Origin of the sequence: Myxococcus sp. AM011, from assembly GCF_013372595.1 — a bacterium.
GTDB lineage: Bacteria > Myxococcota > Myxococcia > Myxococcales > Myxococcaceae > Myxococcus > Myxococcus eversor.
The window spans coordinates 56231-74758 of the sequence record NZ_JABXEM010000013.1 but is presented as its reverse complement, the minus strand read 5'-3'; the positions used below and the strand labels follow the sequence as shown (position 1 = coordinate 74758).

Here is an 18528-nt window from a genome sequence, read left to right as displayed (position 1 = left end):
GCGGAGGGGGTGGGACGGCAGGCCATCGAACAGGTCCTGGAGGACGCCGCCACGCTGCGCGCGGAGGTGCAGCGCTGGAGCCGCTCGCCTCCCATGATTGCGTTGCGGCGGGAGCTGGCGGTCTTCGACAAGGTGTCCCGACAGGCCTCGTACTGGGAGGAGCGCTCGCTGGCGAAGGAGGCCGCGAGGAAGGCCGGAGACGCCCGCGAGCTGGACAAGGCCTTCCGTGAGTGCTCGCAGCAGACGGAGGCCATCGAAGACCTGCTCTTCGAGGCCCACCTGTCACGCGCGGTGGGTCAGGCGGAGTCGCTCGCGCGCGACGTGGCCACGCTGCGTTCCACGTTCCAGCCCTTGAGGGAGCGGCTCTACTCCAGCCTCTACCACTACTCGCGAGGCGCCACCCTGATACTGGTGCCTGGCCGTGGCGCGTGGCCGCAGCTCTGTTTCCTGGCGAAAATCTATGAGCGCTGGTGCAACCGCTACTCGCTCGCCTTCCAGCGCGCCCTGCTCTGGACGCCCAAGCCCGCGGACGGAGCGAAGGCGCCACGCATTCCCCCTCCGCCGGATTGGGTCTACCCGAGGGTGGATGAGCTGCTGGACCTCCAGCCCACGCCCTTGGCATATGCCATTCAGATCTCCGGCGAGACGCGCCCGTTGCTGCTCTCCGCCGAGCACGGCGTACACCGCTTCGTGGAGGGCAGTCAGGCGGCGCTGGTGCGCGCGCTCTTCACCGCCAATCCTCGCAGCCGGGACGTGCTGCCCGAGTGGGAGAAGCTGGAGGCGCAGCTGCCGAAGACCGAGGTCCGGCGAATCCGTCCGGGCTCGACGGACACCGCGGGCGGCTCGGTGGAGGACATGCGCACCGGAACCCGCGTGCGCTACGGCGGCGGAGGCCTGGAGTTGGATTCCTTGTTGGAGCCCTGGATGAACTGGCGTGTGTTCGGCGAGACGGAGGAGGACTGACCATGGAACTCAAACTCCCCCTGGTCGTCGCGCCCCTGGGCGGCCGTCTCGTCGAGGCGTGGGTCCCCGCCTTCTGGCCTCGAATCCACCGCGTGGGTCCCAGCCTGTCCTCATTGAGGGACGACCTGGCGCTCGCCGTCATGGAGCGCTTCGAGAAGGAGCACCCGTCGCGCGTGGCCAGCTACCAGCTGCCGCCCCACCTGGCGCTCAAGCACGTGAAGGTAGACATCGACGTGAGAGACCGCGAGAAGGGCCTGCGCGTCGTGCTCAAGGGCCGCATGGCCGTGCTGCTGGAGAAGTGGCCTCGGGATGACTTCTGGGTGGTGACGCCCACGCGGCTCGCGGAGGCCCGCTTCGCGATTCCCGACACGGAGGCCCTGCCCCTCGCGCTCGGGCGCAGGCTGGGAGCGTGGTGCCTGGAGCACGGGCTGACGAACCTGGAGGGCTTCTGGGCGCAGGGCCGCGAGCGACTGGAGCTGCTGGAGGTGGATGCCTATCCGCCCTCCATCCTCCCCCGGACGCCGCCCAAGCCGCCCAAGCCACCCAGGCGCCGCCGCACCACGGGGAAGGAGACGAAGAGCCCCCCGCCGGAGACGCCGGAGCAGCGCGAGGCCCGCCGCAACCGCCGACGCCTCACGCTCACCGAGCTGCGGGAGGTGGCGCGCAACCTGAGCCACGCCGCGCGAGATGACGGACTGGAGCACTGCTACGGCCGCGAGGCGCTGGTGCGCGAGGTGGTGGACGCACTGGAAGGCCGCGAGGGCGCGGCCATCGTCCTGGTGGGCCCTCCCGGCTCCGGCAAGACGGCGCTGGTGCACGAGGTGGTGCGCCGGCTCACCGCGCGCCAGGACGCCGCGGGACAGCGCCGGGACGTGTGGCGCGTGGACGGCAATCAGTTCATCGCGGGGATGATGTACGTGGGCCAGTGGGAGGCTCGCGCGCGGGGCGTGGTGAAGGAGCTGGTGGAGGTGGGCGACCTGCTCTACGTGGACGACCTGGCCTCGCTCGTCTACGCGGGCCGCACCTCCAGCGAGCGCACCAACGTCGCGCAGTTCCTGGAGCCCCACATGGCGCGCGGCGAGCTGACCGTGCTGGCCGAGTCCACGCCCGAGCGCTTCGAGCGGGTGCGCGAGGAGGCGCCCACGCTCGCCTCGCTGTTCCGCGTGGTGCACGTACCCGCGCTGGAGCCGCGCACGACGCTGCCGGCCCTGCTGGGGACGCTGCGGGAGCTGGAGGGCTCGGGCGAAGGCGGGCCCGCGGTGCGCCTGTCCCCCCTGGCGCTGGAGACCCTGCTGGACCTTCAGGAGCGCTTCGTCGCGCACGAGTCCTTCCCGGGCAAGGCGGTGCGGCTCTTGCGCCGGGTGCTCGCGAGGCCGGGCACGGTGGACCAGAACGTGCGCCGCTTCACGGAGGAGGACGTCACCGCCGCGATGCGCGCGCAGACGGGCCTGCCGGACTTCGTGCTGGGCAGCGCGCCGCCGAAGCCCCGGGAGGTGCTGGAGCGCGAGCTGACCGCGCAGGTGGCCGGACAGCCGGAGGCCGTCGCCGCCGTGGTGGACGCCATCCTCACGCTCCAGCGCTCGCTGCAGCCTCCGGACAAACCGCTGGCCACCTACCTCTTCGTGGGGCCCACCGGCGTGGGCAAGACGGAGACGGCCAAGGCGCTGGCGCGCACCCTCTTCGGCAGCGAGGAGCGGATGGTCCGCTTCGACATGTCGGAGTTCGTCTCCGCCTCCAGCATCACCCGCCTCTTGGGTCTGCCCGGCGCGCCGGATGGCGAGCTGACGACGGCGCTGCGCACCCAGCCGTTCTGCGTGGTGCTGTTCGACGAGGTGGAGAAGGCGCACCCGCGCATCTTCGACGCGCTCCTCCAGTTCCTCGGCGAGGGGCGACTGACGGACGGCGCGGGCCGCACCGTGGACGCGCGGCAGGCGGTGGTGGTGCTCACGTCCAACCTGGGCGTGCGCGAGGCCGCCGCCCGCACGGGCTTCCACCGCGCTCCCGAAGGCGCGGAGGCGCACTACCTCTCCTCGGTGCGGGCCTTCTTCCGTCCGGAGTTCTTCAACCGCCTGGACCGCGTGGTGCCCTTCCGCTCGCTCACGCCCGCCGCGCTGCGCGTCGTCGTGGAGCACGCCCTGGAGTCGCTCCTGTCGCGGCGGGGCATCCGCCGGGGCAACGTGCTGGTGGAGGTGGAGTCCGCGTTGCTCGACCTGCTGGTGGAGCAGGCGTACGACCCGCGCTACGGCGCACGTCCCCTGAAGCGCGCGCTGGAGCGACGCCTCACCGTGCCCCTGGCCCATCACCTGGTGCGGCGCGGCGGCGAGGACCTGGCCCGCGTGGAGCTGTTCCGCCGGGGCGAGGACATGGGGCTGTCGGTGGAGCTGCTCATGCGAGAGCCCGCGTGGACGCGTGAACAGGACCCCACCGCGTGGACACTCCCCGGCGTGGCTCGGGTGCTGGAGGAGGTGACCGCGCGGCTGGAGGCACTGGCGGCGGCCGAGCCGCGCCCCTCCGAAGGCGAGACTCCGCGCGGTGGCCCCGAGGCGGTGGAGCTTCGCGAGCGATTGGAGCGCCTGGCGGCGGAGGCCCTGGACATCCGCGAGAACGAGCTGGCGGACCGCGACTTCATGGAGACGGAGGAGCCCGCGGGCAAGGAGGAGCGCGTCGGGTACCAGGACAACTGGAGGCGCAACCGGGGACGGGGCGGACTGCGCCCCCGGACCGTCTATGGCTCGGCGCCGTTGCCGGTGTCCCCCGAGGAACGACTGCGCCGCTGTCGTCCCAAGGTGGTGAGCCTGCGCGACGAGGTGGAGTGGCTCGCGCATCAGCTCGCCACCCGGGACCGTGGGATGGAGGTGTGCGCGCTGCTGGTGGAAGGGCTCGCGGACTCGCCTGTCGCCGCATTGGAGGCCGTGGTGAAGGCGATTCCCCAGGGACTGGGACGCGTGGCCATCCACGAGGAGCGCGTGGAGCCGGACGGCGGCATCGCGTGGGCCGCCCCGGGCACGACGCGCCCCGCGGGAGTGCGGGTGCGACGACAGGTGGTGAGCCTCTCGGCGTTCGGCTTGTCGGAGGTGCTCGCGCGGCTGGAGGGCTACGCGCTGGTGCACCTGGACACGCGGCCCGCGTTGGTCCGCGTGGAGTTGCTCGCGGAGGCACCGGACTTGATGACGGACGTGTCCCGCACGGTGGCGACGCGCGACGCGGTGAAGCTGGCGGAGCGGGAGGCGCGTCGCGCGGGCCAGGCGCCCGAGTCGCCCCAGGGCCACGTCGTCGTGGAGGGCGGGCTGGAGAACATCCTTCATCTGGCGAGCGGGAGGCCCCCTTCCGAGTCCGTGGCCTGGGCGGCGCGGGTGCTGCGCGAACCGGCGCGAGGAGGGAACTGACATGGACAAGAACTTCCATCTGTTCGTGCGGAACTACCCTGGCGTGGGAGTGGCCGCGCACGTGTTGACCCACCCGCATCTGGCCTCGTTCGCCAAGGACCTGACGACCGCGCGACTGGACGTGGCGCAGGTCCTGGGACGGCTGCTCAAGCGAGGAGAGCTGAAGGATGCACAGACGCACTGGCCGGACCTGCGCACGAAGAAGATGAACCTCACCGTGCGCGCGGTGCAGCACGGGCGGCTGTTGCCCGTGCCCCTCAAGCTCACCGTGGTGACGCGCGGGGGACGTGGGAAGACGGAGCGGACCAGCAAGAAGGGCGCGGCGAAGGGGCCCGTGCACGTCTGGATTCCTCGCGTGGACGTGGAGGGCTCGCTGCAGGACCTCACGGACCTGGAGGCCTACGTGGAGGAGCTGGTCCGCCACGAGCTCTACATGGCGCCGCTGGAGCGCCTGCACTCGCTGGCCTACCTGGGCGAGGAGACCGTCGAGACCCTCTCCGTGACGATGAAGTCCCGTGAGGCGACCCGCGCGCGTGTCATCGAGGAGCCCCGAGGGCCGGTGCGCCGCCCTCCCCCGCCTCCCGGTCTCGCCGAGGCGAGTCGCTGCCTCAACGAAGAGGCCCGTGCGGGACTCCTGGAGCGTGCATGGGAGCGTGACGCGGAGGTCGGCCTGCTGGCGGAGGCCGTCACGGCGCGGGCGCGCGCGAGCGTGCTGCTCGTGGGTCCGCCCTCCGTGGGCAAGACGTCTCTGGTGCACGAGCTGGTGCACCGGGCGGAGTCCTCCGCGTCGGGGAGTTCGCTCCAGGGGCTGGAGGTCTTCAGCACCTCGGGCGGCCGCATCATGGCCGGCATGCGCTATCTGGGGCAGTGGCAGAAGCGCGTGCAGTTGATGGTGAACGAGCTGCGGGTGCGGCGCGCGGTGCTCCACCTGGACAGCCTCTCCGAGCTGCTCTCCCTGGGCGGCGGCGACACGGGCCTGGACGTCGCGCGGCACCTGCTGCCCGCGCTGGAAGGGGGCGAAGTCGCGCTGGTGCTGGAGGCCACGCCAGAGGACGTCGCTCGCGCGGAGCGAACCCATGGCGCCTTCCTCCAGGCACTGCGGCATGTCGTCGTGGAGCCGCTGGTGCCCGAGAAGGCGCGGTCCGCGGTGCAGCAGGCCTCCCAGCGCGTCGCGAAGGCTCGCAAGGTGCGCTTCACCCCCGCCTCCCTGGAGCGCGCGGCGGAGCTGACGGAGCGCTTCGGTGAAGGCCCTCCTCCGGGTGGCGCGGTGTCGCTGCTCCGCGCCGCGACGGCGCAGGCCGAGACGGGGACGGAAGTGGACGCGGGCGCGGTGACCTCCGCGTTCTGCACGCGCACCGGCTACCCGAGGGAGCTGGTGGACTCCTCGATTCGCCTGGACCCGGACGCGCTGCTGCGCCGCTTCCGGGAGCGCATCGTCGGCCAGGACGAGGCCACGCTGCTCTTGCGCAACCTCGTCGTCACCCTGAAGACGGGACTCGCGGACCCTTCACGGCCACTGGGGGCATTCCTGCTCCTGGGGCCCACGGGCGTGGGCAAGACGGAGTCGGCGCTCGCGCTGGCGGAGTACCTCTTCGGCGACGTCGCCCGTCTGGCCCGCTTCGACATGGCGGAGTACGCCGCGCCCGGCAGCGCTGGGCGGCTGGTGGGCGAAGGAGGTGGTCAGCAGGGTGGGCTCGCGCGACGCGTGCGGGAGCAGCCCTTCGGCGTGGTGCTGCTGGACGAGGTGGAGAAGGCGGACGCGGGCGTGCATGACCTGCTGCTCCAGGTCCTCGGTGAAGGACGGCTGACGGACGGCACGGGCCGCACCGTCAGCTTCCGGAACACGGTGGTGCTGCTCACCAGCAACCTGGGCGCGGAGTCCGCGTCACGCTCGCTGGGCTTTGGCGGGGACACGCCTCGGGACATGGAAGCGCACTACCTGGGCGCGGCCACGGCCTTCTTCCGGCCGGAGCTGCTCAACCGGCTGGACCAGGTGGTGCCCTACCGCGCCCTCGCGCCGGACGTCATCAGGACGCTCGCGCGACGCACCCTGGAAGCGGCGCTGGGCCGCGAGGGGCTCTCACGGCGCGGGGTGAAGGTGAGCTTCGGCGAGGACGTGGTGGACTTCCTCGCGAAGGCCGGCTTCGACGCGCGCTACGGTGCGCGCCCGCTGAAGCGCGCGGTGGAGCAGCACGCCATCGTCCCGCTGGCGCAGTGGCTCGCGGCGCATGCGGGGACTCCGCACCGCCAGGTGACGCTGCGCGTGGGCACACAGGGGCAGCTGGAGCTGGAGGCCCGGACGTGATTCACGCACCAAGCAGTCTCACGGGACGGCCCTGGCTCCACGCCAGGATGTCCTCCACCGCGTCGCGGTAATAGACGGTTTGGTTCTCCCGCGTGACGTAACCGAGATGCGGCGTGAGCACCGTGTTGGGGAGGGACCTCAACGGGTGCTCGCGCGGCAGCGGCTCGACGGAGAAGACATCCAACCCCGCGCCGGCGATGCGTCGCTCGCGGAGGGCGGAGACCAGGACCTCCTCGTCCAGGAGCCCGCCGCGCGAGGTGTTGACGAGGTAGGCCGAGCGCTTCATCGCCCCCAGCTCCGACGCGCCCACCACGCCCTGTGTCCGCTCTCCCAACACGAGGTGCAGTGTGACGACATCCGACGAGGCGAAGAGCGTGGCCTTGTCGACGAGGTGTACTCCGGCGGCCTCGGCACGCTCGGCGGTCAGGCGAGGACTCCAGGCCACCACATCCATGCCGAAGGCGAGTCCCACCTTCGCCACCTGCGTCCCCAGCTTGCCGAGCCCCACGACGCCCAGGCGCTTGCCGGACACCGTCTCCGTCAGCCCCGTCTGCCAGCCCCCGGAGCGCAGCGACTGGTCCTCGGCGGGGATGCGCTTGAGCAGCGCGAGAATCAACGCCCACGTCAGCTCGGCGGCGGGGGCACCCACCGCACCCGTGCCACACACGATGATGCCCTGGCGTCGGCAGGCGTCCAGGTCGATGGCCGCGTTGCGCATGCCCGTCGTCACCAGCAGGCGCAGTCGAGGCAGCCGCACGAGGAGCGACGCGGGGAAGGCCGTGCGCTCGCGCATCGCGACGATGACCTCGAACTCCTGGAGCGACTGCGCAACGGCGTCCTCTCCGGCGAGCGGCGCCTGGAAGAAGCGCGGCTCGAAGCTGGAGGGAAGGAGCGACCAATCCGCGGAGATTCTCGCGACGTCCAGGTAGTCATCCAGGATGGCGACTCGCATGGGGAACCCTCCCGCCGATGACGCTGCCATGACGGGACAGCGAACGCACGCGTCGGCTCGCCAATTCGTCGAAGGGAGGAGGAGGATCCGCGACCGGCGCTCGGAAGCAGTACGGCTGCGCACGTCGTGGAGCCCGTGCCCGCCTGCCCGTTCGCCCTCCGCGATGGGCCGCGCCGCGCTGTCACCGGGAGGTGACGAGGCTCCAGCGTGACACGCATCTCCTGTCGCCCGGAGACACTCTGCTATCGTCGCCGACGCCCACTCCCCACCTGGTGCCGGACCCCTCCCCTTCATGCGCTGCGTCGACGAGACCGTCTTCATGAAGCTGCTGTTGGGCGAGCTGTCGCCCGAGGAGACCGCCGAGGTCGACTCCCACCTCGACACGTGCGCCGCCTGTCGCACGCTCGTCGCCGAGGGACTGCGCGCGCAGTCTCCGGACATCACCAGCACCGCGACGCCCACCGAGCCCCAGCCGCCGGCCACCCTCCGCCGTGACGACTCGGCGTTGGAGAAGGGCACGGCGGTGGGGCGCTATCTCGTCCTGGAGCTGCTGGGCGCCGGGGCGATGGGCGTCGTGTACGGCGCCTATGACCCGGAGCTGGACCGCCGCGTCGCGCTCAAGCTGCTGCGCACCGGCGCCCTGGGCCTGGACGTGGAGAAGGAGCGCGCCCACCTGCTGCGCGAGGCGCAGGCCATGGCCCGTGTCTCCCACCCGAACGTGGTGGCCGTCTATGACGTGGGCACCTTCGGCCAGCACGTGTTCCTCGCCATGGAGCGGGTGGAGGCCCAGACGCTGGGCGAGTGGCTCAAGGCCGCGCCCCGCCCCTGGCGCCAGGTGTTGGACCTCTTCCTGGACGCGGGCCGAGGCCTCGCGGCCGCACACGCCGCGGGCGTGGTGCACGGCGACTTCAAGCCCGCCAACCTCCTCATCGGCGGCGACGACAACGTCCACGTCACCGACTTCGGACTCGCGCGCCTGGGCGCCTCCACCACGCGCGAGAGCTCGCTGCCCGCGCGCACCGACACCCAGGTGGTGGAGCGCTCACTGACGGGCGGCACGCCGGCCTACATGGCACCGGAGCAGTTGCTCGGAGAGACTCGCGCCGGCGCCTCCGGAGACCAGTTCTCCTTCTGCGTGGCCCTCCACGAAGCCCTCTATGGCGCGCGCCCCTTCGAGGGCACCACCCTGGCGGAGCTGGCCGCGCAGGTGTCCTCGGGACAGATGCGTCCTCCACCCGCCGGCACGCGTGTTCCTCCGTGGCTGCGCCGCGTGCTGCTGCGCGGACTCTCCCGGCGCGCGGAGGACCGCTTCCCCCACCTCTTGGCCCTGCTCGACGCGCTCCAGAAGGACCCGGCCGCGCGATGGAAGCGAGGGCTCCAGCTCACCGGCGCGGTGGCGGTGCTGGCCGCCGCGGTGGGAGTCACCCACGCGGTGCACACCAGCGGCGCCCGCGCCTGCGCGAGCGCACCGCACGAGATGACCACCGTCTGGGGCGCCGAGCAGGCCGCCGCCATCCAGGCCGCGTTCACCGCCACCGGCCGCCCCTATGCCTCCGCCGCCTGGGAGCGCGTGCGCCGGGAGCTGGACGCGTACACCGCCGCCTGGACGACGACGCGCACCACCGCCTGCGAGGCCACCCGCGTCCGGGGCGAGCAGCCCGAAGAGGTGATGGCGTGGCGCATGCGCTGCCTCGACAACCGGCTGGCGGATGTCTCCGCCCTCACGCGCCTGCTGTCCCAGGCGGACGCCAGGACGGTGGACGAGTCGCATCGCGCGGTGAAGGGCCTGCCGCCATTGTCCGGCTGCTCGGAGGCGCTGGCTCCCGGCGGGGCCACGCTGCCCGAGGGCCCTGAAGCACGCGAGCGCCACGCGGCGCTGCGCGCGACGCTCGCACGAGGCCGAGCGCTCCTGGCCACCGGGCGCTACGCGGAAGGTGTCGCGCTGGTGGAGCCGACGGCGCTCGCGGCGAAGCGGGCGGCGAACCGTCACGACAGCGCTGAAATCTCCCTGCTGCTCGGTGAGCTGCGCGAAGGGGCCGGAGACTGGCGGGGCGCGGAGGCGTCGCTCTTCGAGGCGCTGAACGCGGCGGAGGCCACGCGCCAGGACGCCGTGGCCGCGCGCGCCTGGACGCTGCTGGTCCGCGTGTCCTGCATCGGTCTGGACGAGTACGAGCTGGCCTCACGCTGGAAGGACCGCGCCACCGCCGCCATCGAACGACTGGGCGGTGGCAACGAGCTGACCCGCGTCAACCTCCTCACCTACTCCGGAACCGTCCTGCGCAAGCAGCGACGCTTCGAGGAGGCGGTGGCGTTGCAGGAGCAGGCCCTGCTCATCGCGGAGAGCACCTTCGGTCCGGACAGCCTGGAGGTGGCGGATGTGCTCCTGGAGCTGGGGGCCACGCAGTGGGTCCACCCCCGACTCGCCGAGGCCCGGGCCCACCTGGAGCGCGCCGCCACCATCACCCGGCAGGCCCTGGGCGACGAGCACCCCGAGGTCGCCCGGGTGCGACTGGCCGTGGTCCCCGTGCTCCGAGATCAGGATGACCTGAAGCTGGCGGAGTTGATTGCCCGCGAGGCCCTCGGCGTCTTCGAGCGCACGCTCGGCCCGGACCACCCTCGCGTCTACGACGCGCTCAACGACCTGGCCTCCACGTTCGTCGTCCAATCGCGCATGGACGAGGCCCTCCCCCTCTACGAGCGCGCCTTGAGCATCGTCGCGAAGACGGACGGGGCGGAGAGCTATGGCGCGTCCGTCATCCACGCCAACCTGGGCGTCCTCTACTTCCACAAGAGCCTCTTCGACCCGTCCCTGGAGCACTTCCTGCGGACCATCGCCCTTCGCGACAGGTCGCGCGGCCCGATGGACCCGTCGCTGGTGAGCCCGCTGCGCCTCGTCGGGAAGATCATGCTCCTCAAGGAGCGCTACGCGGACATGGCGCACTATTGCCAGCGGGCCGTGGACATCATGCTCCTGCAACCGGATGACAGCTCCGGGCAGTGGACCCTCAGCCTGCGGGACCTGGGCACCGCCTTCCTCAAACTGGACCGGCCCGCGGAGGCGCTCGTGCCCCTGGAGCGGGTCGTCGCCGGCTGGGACAAGGCGACGCCGGGGCCCGGCCAGCGCACCGAGGTGAAGTTCCTGCTCGCCCAGGCGCTGTGGGAGTCCGGCAAGGACCGCGCTCGCGCCCTGAAGCTCGTCGCCGAGGCGCGGAACATGGCCATGAAGGACGACCCCTCGGAGAAGACGCTCCCCCTCATCAACGAGTGGCTCGCGAAGCACAAGCTCCGCTGAGCCCGGCCTCCACGCTCAGCGCGGCGTGGGGGACACCTGCCGCTCGGCGGGGCGGCCGCGGGTTCCCGCCGCCCACTCGTCCCAGACGTTGAAGGACTTCATCTGCTCGGTCAGGTCGGTGGCCTTCATGAGCGCCTCCACCTCCGCGCGGCCCTGTCGCGCCAGTCGCTCGTCCATGTTGGCGAAGCCCCACGCCAGCGCGCCCACCACCGCGGCATTGGAGCGCAGCGTGCGCGTGTCGCACTGGGCGAACTCGTCCGAGCGCGCGTGGTAGTTGGGCCCGTAAGTGGCGGACTCCTGGTTGGCGATGAGGTTGGCCACGCCGCTCAGCATGAAGTCCAGGTTGTCGGTGCCCACCACCGGCACGTCCACCTGCGTGAAGGGCCCCAGGCCCGCCACCGGGACGAGCGCGCGCTCCACCAGTGGCACCAGCGGCGGCCGGCCATTGGTGAAGAAGCCGTTGATGCGACCACAGCCGATGTCCACGGACAGCGCCATGGCATGCCCATCCAGCTCCGCCACGTGCGAGCGCACGTAACCCGCCGAGCCGTACATGCCCTGCTCCTCGCCATTCCACAGGGCGAAGCGGAGGGTGCGCGCGGGCTTGAGCCCCAGCCGCTTCATCTGCCGCGCCAGGTCGATGAGCATCGCCACGTTGGCCCCGTTGTCGAGCGCGCCGCCGCCCAAATCCCAACTGTCCAGGTGCGCACCCAGCACGACGACCTCCTCCGGCCGCGTGGTGCCGCGCAGCTCCCCGATGACGTTCTGCGCCTCGTAGGGCCCGCCTGTCTTCAGCTCCAGCGCGGCCTTCAGCGTGAGCGCGGTGCCCGCTCGCAACAGTCGCTGCGCGCGACTGGCGCCATCGCGCTCCATCACCAGCATGGGCCGGGTGTTCTTCGGCCCCGTCGACACGTTGTGACGGTAGAGCTGATTGCCCGGGCGACTGCCCATGTAGACGACGCCCACCGCGCCAGCGCTCGCCGCGCGCGCCTCGACTCCCACCGCCTCCGCGTACTCGCGGAAGAGGCCGTCCACGTCCCGCAGCTCCTCCGTCTCCACCAGGACGAACGCGCCCTTCGCCTTCGAGCCCACGCGCGTGAAGTCCGCCTCGGTGCCCCGGCCGACATCCAGCAGCGGCGCGGTGAGGCCGCCCTTCGGCGTCGCGGCGGAGAAGGGCATCGCCGCCACGCGGGGCGCGAAGCCCACGCCCTGTCCCTGCACCGTCGCGCTCGCGGACTGCTCCAACCACAGCGCGGGCATCCGGAAGGACTCCGCCGTCGCGGGCACACCCGCCGCGCGGAAACGCTCCAGCGCCCACTTCACCGCGCGACGGTTGGACTCCGAGCCCGTCGCGCGCCCACCCACCTCGTCCACCAGCGAGCGCAGGTCCTCCACCATCGGCGTGGGCCCCAGCACGGCCCCCGTCAACACCATCGCCTCGCGCTCGCGCACCCCGGGCTCCGGGGCCTCCCCTCGCGCGGGTGACACGAGGACCAGCGACAGCAATGCGGCGCTCCAACTCCACGACCTGGGGAATGGCGTCATGCCCCCAGCTTTCCCAGCCTCACGGGTTTCATTCAAGGCGCGGAGTGCCACGGCTTTCTCGGCACATCCGACTACCAGCACAAACTTCGTTTCACTTTGATTGCTTGAGTTTCAGTTTCAAGGGTGGCAGACGGGCGCGAACACCCAGGGCGGTCGCCGGAAGAGCGAAGCAACCCGCGCCTCCGTCCTCACTGACACGGGGCCGAGACGATGCGCCGAAACCTGAAGCAAGCCTGGCTGTGGATGTTGCCGGTGGCTTTCCTGAGCGCCTGTGGTGGCGCGCCCGAGGCCATGCTCGAAGACGGGACGCTGGAGGAAGGCGCCCAGGCGCTCATCTCCGCGCCGCCGATTCCTCCCAGCGGCAACATCGCGGACAGCACCACGCTCAAGGGACCGCTGACCATTGGCGGCGCGGTGGCGGGCTATCCGACCACCTTCCCGGGATACTTCGGCTACACGCTCCAGGCGAACGCGGGCGCGCAGCTGGCGTTGGAGGTGACGCACCTGGGCAGCTCCATGTACCTGGACACCGGGCTGTTCCTCTACGGCCCGAAGGACGCCAACGGCAGCTACGGCTCCACCCTGCACGCGCAGGATGACGACGCCGGCTACGGCACGCTGAGCAAGCTGGGCCTGGTGACGATTCCGAAGACGGGCGAGTACCTGGTGGTGGTGGGCTTCGTGAACGCGGTGGACAAGCAGTTCCGGCTCCAGGCGACGTGCATCGGCGGCACCTGCCTGCCCAACCCGCAGCCGGCGCCCGCGGGCGCCACGCTCACGTACGTGGAGCAGCCGCTCACCGAGCGGCTCCAGTACGCGCTCGACACGGCCAACACCGTGCGCGAGGACATGGTGTCGTACGTGCGTCGGCTCGACTACCAGTGGCCGTACGCGGGTGAGGCCACGCTCAACCAGGCCGCCGCGGCGGTGCTCGCCCAGAGCCGCTACAGCGGCTACCGCGGCGACCCGGCGCCGGTGGTGTTGACGCTGACGGAGATGAGCAACGCCATGTTCCTGCAGTTCAAGCCGCTGCTGCCCGTCATGCTGGAGACGTACAGCAACGGCACGGAGACGGTGCAGGTGAAGCGCTACTACCGCACGTTCTCCACGGGCCCCAACGGAGACAACTGGCGCTGGCTGTACGTCGTCCTCCTGCCCCAGTCGTACAAGGTGCTCGTGTACGAGCAGACGGCCCACGAAATCTGAAGCGCCCGGGCTGGCGGCCCGTCGAGCGCCAGCCCTTCGCTTCCGCCTCGCTTTCGGGGCGGGGCCAGCCTTCCGCCTGCTCGATTCCTGGCGGACGCGCGGCTCCCCTGGCGTCCCGTGGATGCACAGCCTCATGTGTGGATGCCGTGCTCCCGGAACAGCGAGCAGGCACCCCCACCCTGTCGGCTCGTCGAGGGTGAGAACGGCCGGGGGCACCGTGCGGGGACCAGGCGCCAGCGAGACGGAGAGAGAATCCATCGAGGGCATCTCCCCGGAGCAGTCGCGCTTCTTCCTGGAGACGATGGTCGCGGGGGCGCCCGTGGGCCTGGCCTTCGTGGACCTGGAGCTGCGCTTCATCCACATCAACGACGCGCTCGCGGAGATGAACGGCCTGCCACGCGAGGCCCACCTGGGCCGCAAGGTCCGCGACGTCGTGCCGGACCTGTGGCCCATCATCGAGCCGCACTACCGACAGGTCATCGACCGCGGGCAGCCGGTGCGCAACCTGGAGATTGTCGGCACCACCGCCAAGCAGGCCGGCGTCCTGCGCGACTTCCTCATCAATTACTACCCCGTGCGGGATGCGGGCGGCGCGCTGCAGGGCGTGGGCATCACGGTGGTGGAGACGACGGACCAGAAGCGCGCGAACCAGGCCATCCGGCTGAACGAGCAGCGCTACCGCTCGCTCGTGGAGGCCACCGCGCAGACGGTGTGGACCACCGATGCGCGGGGCGGAATCACCGAGCCCGCGTCCCGCTGGATGACCTTCACGGGCCAGTCGCTCGGAGCCCACCTGGGCCTGGGCTGGCTGGATGCCATCCACCCCACGGACCGGGGACGCTTCTTGAAGGAGTGGGCCTCCGCGCTGGAGACGCGGGAGCCGTACCGGGGGGAGCTTCGGTTGCAGTTCCACGACGGCACCTGGCGCGACGTCATCGTGCGCGGCGTGCCGGTGTTCGAGGAGGACGGACTGGTGCGCGAGTGGATGTCCACCGCGGAGGACGTCAGCGAGCGCAAGCAGGCGGAGCAGGAGCTGCGCCACACGACGAGGGCACTCGCCGCGAGCGACGAGCGCTACCGGACCTTCGTCGCCCAGAGCACGGAGGGCATCTGGCGTCTGGAGATGGACCCACCGCTCGACCTGCGCGCGACGGAGGACGAAATCGTCCAGGCCATGGCCGACACGGGGCACATCGCGGAGGCCAATGACGTCATGGCCCGGATGAGCGGCTTCGAGTCCGCCCGCCACATGGTGGGGTGCACCCTGCGCCAGCTCGTCACGCGAATCGGCGACATCGACGGGACTTCCATCCGAGGCTTCGTCAGGGCCGGCTTCCGAGTGCAGGATTTGGAGACGCGGCTGGTGGACCCTGACGGCGCCGCGAGGGTGCGGCTGGCCAACCTCTTTGGCGTGGTGGAGGACGGTTGGCTCCTTCGAGTCTGGGGGACGCAGCGGGACGTGACGGAGCAGGCGCAGGCACAGGAGGCCCTGGAGCAGAGCCGGGAGCAGGCGCGTCAGCAGGAGCACCAGTTGCGCACCATCACCGACGCACTCCCCGCGCTGGTGGCCTACCTGGACCCGGAGGAGCGCTATCTCTTCTGCAACCGCGCCTTCGAGACCTGGTTCGGCCAGCGCCCGAGTGACGTGGTGGGCCGGACCGTCCGGGAGGTCGGCGGGGAGATGCTCTATCCGCTCTTCAAGGACTGGGTGCGCAAGGCGCTGGCGGGAGAGCGCGTCAGCTATGAGACGGCGCTCGCCCTGAATGACGGCCGCCGGCTCCATGTCCAGTCCACCTATGTCCCGAGCACGGACGCCCAGGGCCGCATCCAGGGATGTGTCGTGCTGGTCAATGACATCACGGACAGGAAGCGGACGGAGGCGGAGGTGGAGGCGCAGCGGGCGCGGCTCTACGACATCCTGATGAATGCCCCGGCCTCCATCGCCATCCTGTCCGGGCCCGAGCAGGTCTTCAGCATCGTCAATCCCGTCTACAAGCGGATGTCCCACGACAGGGATTTGGTGGGTCTGTCACTGCGCGCGCTCTCGGTGGGGAACGAGAAGGGGCGGGTCTATTCCGAGGCGCTCGACGAGGTCTATCAGACAGGCAAGCCTCGGCGGCTCACGGAGATGCCGCTGCTCCTGGGCATCCAGGGTGAGCCCCTGGAGCAGCGCTATTTCAACATCATCTACCAACCCCTGCGCGACGCGCGTGGGCAGGTGGACTCGGTGATGTCCTTCGCGCTGGATGTGACACAGCAGGTCCTGGCCCGGCACCAGGCGGAGGAGCTGGCCGCGCACCTGGGAAGCCAGCAGAAGTGGTTGGAGTCGGTGCTGGACTTGAGCCCCATCGCCCTGATGTTGATGGAGCCGCACAGTGGCAAGGTGCTCTTCGCCAACCAGGCGTCGCAGCAGCTCTTCGGCGGGCAATTCCCGCTGGGAGTCCCGGTGGAGCGATACGACAGCTTCTTCCACGTCATCGACCCTCAAGGGGTCGCGATTCCCAACGAGGAGACTCCGGGGGCACGAGCCGCGCGGGGAGAGACGTTGCGGCGGACGCCGCTGACGTTGCGGATGGACCCGGGGGTGGTGCGCGAGTTCCTGGTGGACTCGGAGCAACTGCCCGCGATGCATGGACATCCGGCCACCGTGGTGCTGGCGCTCCAGGACGTGACGCAGTTGAAGGATATCGAAGTGCGGCTCCAGGAGGCGGTGCGGCTGCGCGACGAGTTCCTCACGGTGGCGTCGCATGAGCTGAAGACGCCGCTCACGCCGCTCCAAATCAAGCTCCAGGGGCTCGCGAGAGAGGCCGCGGCGCCCACGTCGGACGAGCACCTGCGGGAGAGCGTGCTGCGTGCTTCGGAGAGCACGTCGCTGCAGGTGCGCAAGCTCGCCGCGCTCATCAATGACCTGCTGGACGTCACGCAGCTCACGGGCGCGCCCCTGCCCCTCCAGTTGGGGCGGGTGGACCTGGCGGCCGTGGCTCGCGAGGTGGCGGACCAGCTTCGCTCGCAGGCGGCGCAGGCGGACTGTGTGCTGGAGGTCCAGGCCTCGGTGCCGGTGATGGGCTGGTGGGATGCGCGAAGGCTGGAGCAGGTGGTGAGGGGGTTGGTGTCCAATGCCATCAAGTATGGACCTGGGAAGCCCGTGCGCATCCGGGTGGAGGAGCGGGACGGCCGCGGGCGGCTGACCGTGCGGGACGAGGGCATCGGCATCGCCCACGAGGACCTGGGCCGCATCTTCGAGAAGTTCGGCCGGGCGGTGTCCTCGCGAAACTATGGAGGGCTGGGATTGGGCCTCTTCATCAGTCGCAGGGTCGTCGAGGCCCACCAGGGCACCATCCGCGCGGAGAGCCAGCGCGGGCACGGCGCCACGTTCGTCGTCGAATTGCCTCTCACGGGGCCAGAGCCGGTGACGCCGCCGTCCATTCACTGACGAGCGGACGGGCGCGGGAGTCGAGCAGGCGGCTGCACACCGTGCATCCCGTGGCGCACAAAAAGAGACCTCGCGGCGTCCCCGCCCGTGGCCCCTCATCCACGGTACGTGTCAGCACGGTGATTGCATTCGAGACACGTCGGCCGGCACGGCGTCTCCGCGTTGCTCCATGAAGAGCGAACCGGTGCCCGTGAGTTCAACACCGATGGTTGTCCTCGAGAATCCAGCATGCGTGGAACCGTGATGATGCGCGGAGGGTTGTGCGCGGTGATGTTCGCGATGGCGGGGTGCGATCCCGGAACAGAAGGGCCCCCGGCGGAACAGGGTGACCCGGCGGATATCGACAGGTGTGGCGATTTGTACTTCGTGGATGCGGCGGGGGCCGTGGCCTTCCCTGTCTGCGCGCCATACATCGTCGATTCGCAAGGGAATACCTGGAGGTTCAACCTGGAGACGGGCAAGCCCACCCACGAACTCTCCCACCCGGGGGTATTCACCACGCGTACCGACCTGACGAGCAGTGTCTATTTCGAGACGGCGGATTGCACGGGAGCGCCGTTCATGGCGCTCCCCATCATCCCGCGCATTCCATTTCTCGTGCTGGGCAAGTACCGGGTCCGCTCGGATGATGCGCCGTGGGCCAGGCACGAGTTCCGCTCCGCCTGGCAGGAGGATGGCTCATGCAATGGGTTCCAGGGCTTCCCTCCGGTCCGAGAATCCGGAGCCTTCCCTCTCGCGCTCGAGCAGGAGTTGACTCCGCCTGCGTCCTTCCAGGGCCCCCTGCACATCGAACACCGACCCTAGCGAAGCCGGCTCACCACCCCGGCGGAGCCAGCGCGCCAGGAGGGAGTGGCGACAGGAAGGCACTCTGGTCCAGGTCGAGCTGACTTCCCGAGTGGCCGTAGTACTGGTCTCGGCCTGAGTCGAGCACCACCGCTCCCGAGTAGATATCCCAGCCCGGATCCGACGTTCCGGGCCTCGCCGCGTACATCAAATCTCTCGCCGAGCGACAGAGGGCCCCAGTCGTGTCGAGCGCACGGTCCACGCCATCCGAGGGCACCACGTAGAGAATCTTCACCTTGTAGTCCGTGGTCCCATCCACACGGTCACTGGTGGTGCGCACGGTGGGACACGAGAACGGCGCGGGTGCCAGCGTGGAATCGACGAAGGTCGACTCAGCGGCCTCCGCGCGATGCCAGCCCACGCCCCCCAGGGCGACAACCACCATCCCCGCCCCCAACATGGACAGCGTCAGTCTGCTTGTCTTCTTCATGGACTCTCAGTTCCTCGTCCTGCGCGGAGAGACAGACTTCAAAGCGTGAACGCCACTTCGATGCCTATCAAACCACACGCACCGTGAAGACACTCGGCTCGGACGGCACCTTCACGGAGGGGCCAGCATCCCCACCCCAAGTCCACGCATTGACGCGGCCAGCCGCGCGCCCA

Annotated in this window: 9 protein-coding genes and 1 pseudogene; 7 read left to right on the top strand and 3 right to left on the bottom strand. The window is 70.5% G+C overall.

What is annotated here, in order from left to right; translation table 11 throughout:
- From HUW62_RS04800 to HUW62_RS04790, 3 genes and pseudogenes are all read left to right on the top strand, one after another.
- Positions 1-963 (top strand): annotated as a pseudogene (locus tag HUW62_RS04800) (ATP-dependent Clp protease ATP-binding subunit); the annotation flags it as partial.
- 2 nt (positions 964-965) lie between these two features.
- Entirely contained in the window at positions 966-4349 is a 3384-nt protein-coding gene (locus HUW62_RS04795) for an AAA family ATPase (RefSeq protein WP_176433693.1), read from the top strand.
- A gap of 1 nt (position 4350) precedes the next feature.
- Entirely contained in the window at positions 4351-6654 is a 2304-nt protein-coding gene (locus HUW62_RS04790) for an AAA family ATPase (protein WP_176433692.1), read from the top strand.
- 1 nt (position 6655) lies between these two features.
- On the opposite strand, the gene HUW62_RS04785 is transcribed toward HUW62_RS04790, so the two are convergent.
- Positions 6656-7606 (bottom strand): D-2-hydroxyacid dehydrogenase family protein, encoded by a 951-nt coding sequence (locus tag HUW62_RS04785; RefSeq protein WP_176433691.1) that lies wholly within the window; start codon positions 7604-7606, stop codon positions 6656-6658.
- A gap of 319 nt (positions 7607-7925) precedes the next feature.
- On the opposite strand from HUW62_RS04785, the gene HUW62_RS04780 reads away from it, so the two are divergent.
- Positions 7926-10898 (top strand): tetratricopeptide repeat protein, encoded by a 2973-nt coding sequence (locus tag HUW62_RS04780; protein ID WP_303626817.1) that lies wholly within the window; start codon positions 7926-7928, stop codon positions 10896-10898.
- A 15-nt stretch (positions 10899-10913) separates the two neighbouring features.
- On the opposite strand, the gene HUW62_RS04775 is transcribed toward HUW62_RS04780, so the two are convergent.
- Positions 10914-12443: a M28 family peptidase gene (locus tag HUW62_RS04775; RefSeq protein ID WP_176433689.1), complete on the bottom strand. Its 1530-nt coding sequence runs from the start codon at positions 12441-12443 to the stop codon at positions 10914-10916.
- A gap of 210 nt (positions 12444-12653) precedes the next feature.
- Between HUW62_RS04775 and HUW62_RS04770 the strand changes: the two genes are divergently transcribed.
- From HUW62_RS04770 to HUW62_RS04760, 3 genes are all read left to right on the top strand, one after another.
- Entirely contained in the window at positions 12654-13649 is a 996-nt protein-coding gene (locus tag HUW62_RS04770) for a hypothetical protein (protein ID WP_163870707.1), read from the top strand.
- A gap of 217 nt (positions 13650-13866) precedes the next feature.
- Complete coding sequence (locus tag HUW62_RS04765) at positions 13867-17082, top strand: PAS domain-containing protein (protein ID WP_163870706.1); 3216 nt, start codon at positions 13867-13869, stop codon at positions 17080-17082.
- Positions 17083-17310: 228 nt separating this feature from the next.
- Entirely contained in the window at positions 17311-17886 is a 576-nt protein-coding gene (locus HUW62_RS04760) for a hypothetical protein (protein WP_176433688.1), read from the top strand.
- 10 nt (positions 17887-17896) lie between these two features.
- On the opposite strand, the gene HUW62_RS04755 is transcribed toward HUW62_RS04760, so the two are convergent.
- Entirely contained in the window at positions 17897-18355 is a 459-nt protein-coding gene (locus HUW62_RS04755; RefSeq protein ID WP_176433687.1) for a hypothetical protein, read from the bottom strand.
- Positions 18356-18528: the final 173 nt, after the last annotated feature.

Excerpts from the sequence above, each read along its gene's own strand:
- HUW62_RS04755 (WP_176433687.1), bottom strand. The coding sequence starts at position 18,355 with ATGAAGAAGACAAGCAGACTGACGCTGTCCATGTTGGGGGCGGGGATG.
- HUW62_RS04770 (WP_163870707.1), top strand. The coding sequence starts at position 12,654 with ATGCGCCGAAACCTGAAGCAAGCCTGGCTGTGGATGTTGCCGGTGGCT.
- HUW62_RS04790 (WP_176433692.1), top strand. The coding sequence starts at position 4,351 with ATGGACAAGAACTTCCATCTGTTCGTGCGGAACTACCCTGGCGTGGGA.
- HUW62_RS04780 (WP_303626817.1), top strand. The coding sequence starts at position 7,926 with ATGAAGCTGCTGTTGGGCGAGCTGTCGCCCGAGGAGACCGCCGAGGTC.
- HUW62_RS04785 (WP_176433691.1), bottom strand. The coding sequence starts at position 7,606 with ATGCGAGTCGCCATCCTGGATGACTACCTGGACGTCGCGAGAATCTCC.
- HUW62_RS04775 (WP_176433689.1), bottom strand. The coding sequence starts at position 12,443 with ATGACGCCATTCCCCAGGTCGTGGAGTTGGAGCGCCGCATTGCTGTCG.
- HUW62_RS04795 (WP_176433693.1), top strand. The coding sequence starts at position 966 with ATGGAACTCAAACTCCCCCTGGTCGTCGCGCCCCTGGGCGGCCGTCTC.
- HUW62_RS04760 (WP_176433688.1), top strand. The coding sequence starts at position 17,311 with ATGCGTGGAACCGTGATGATGCGCGGAGGGTTGTGCGCGGTGATGTTC.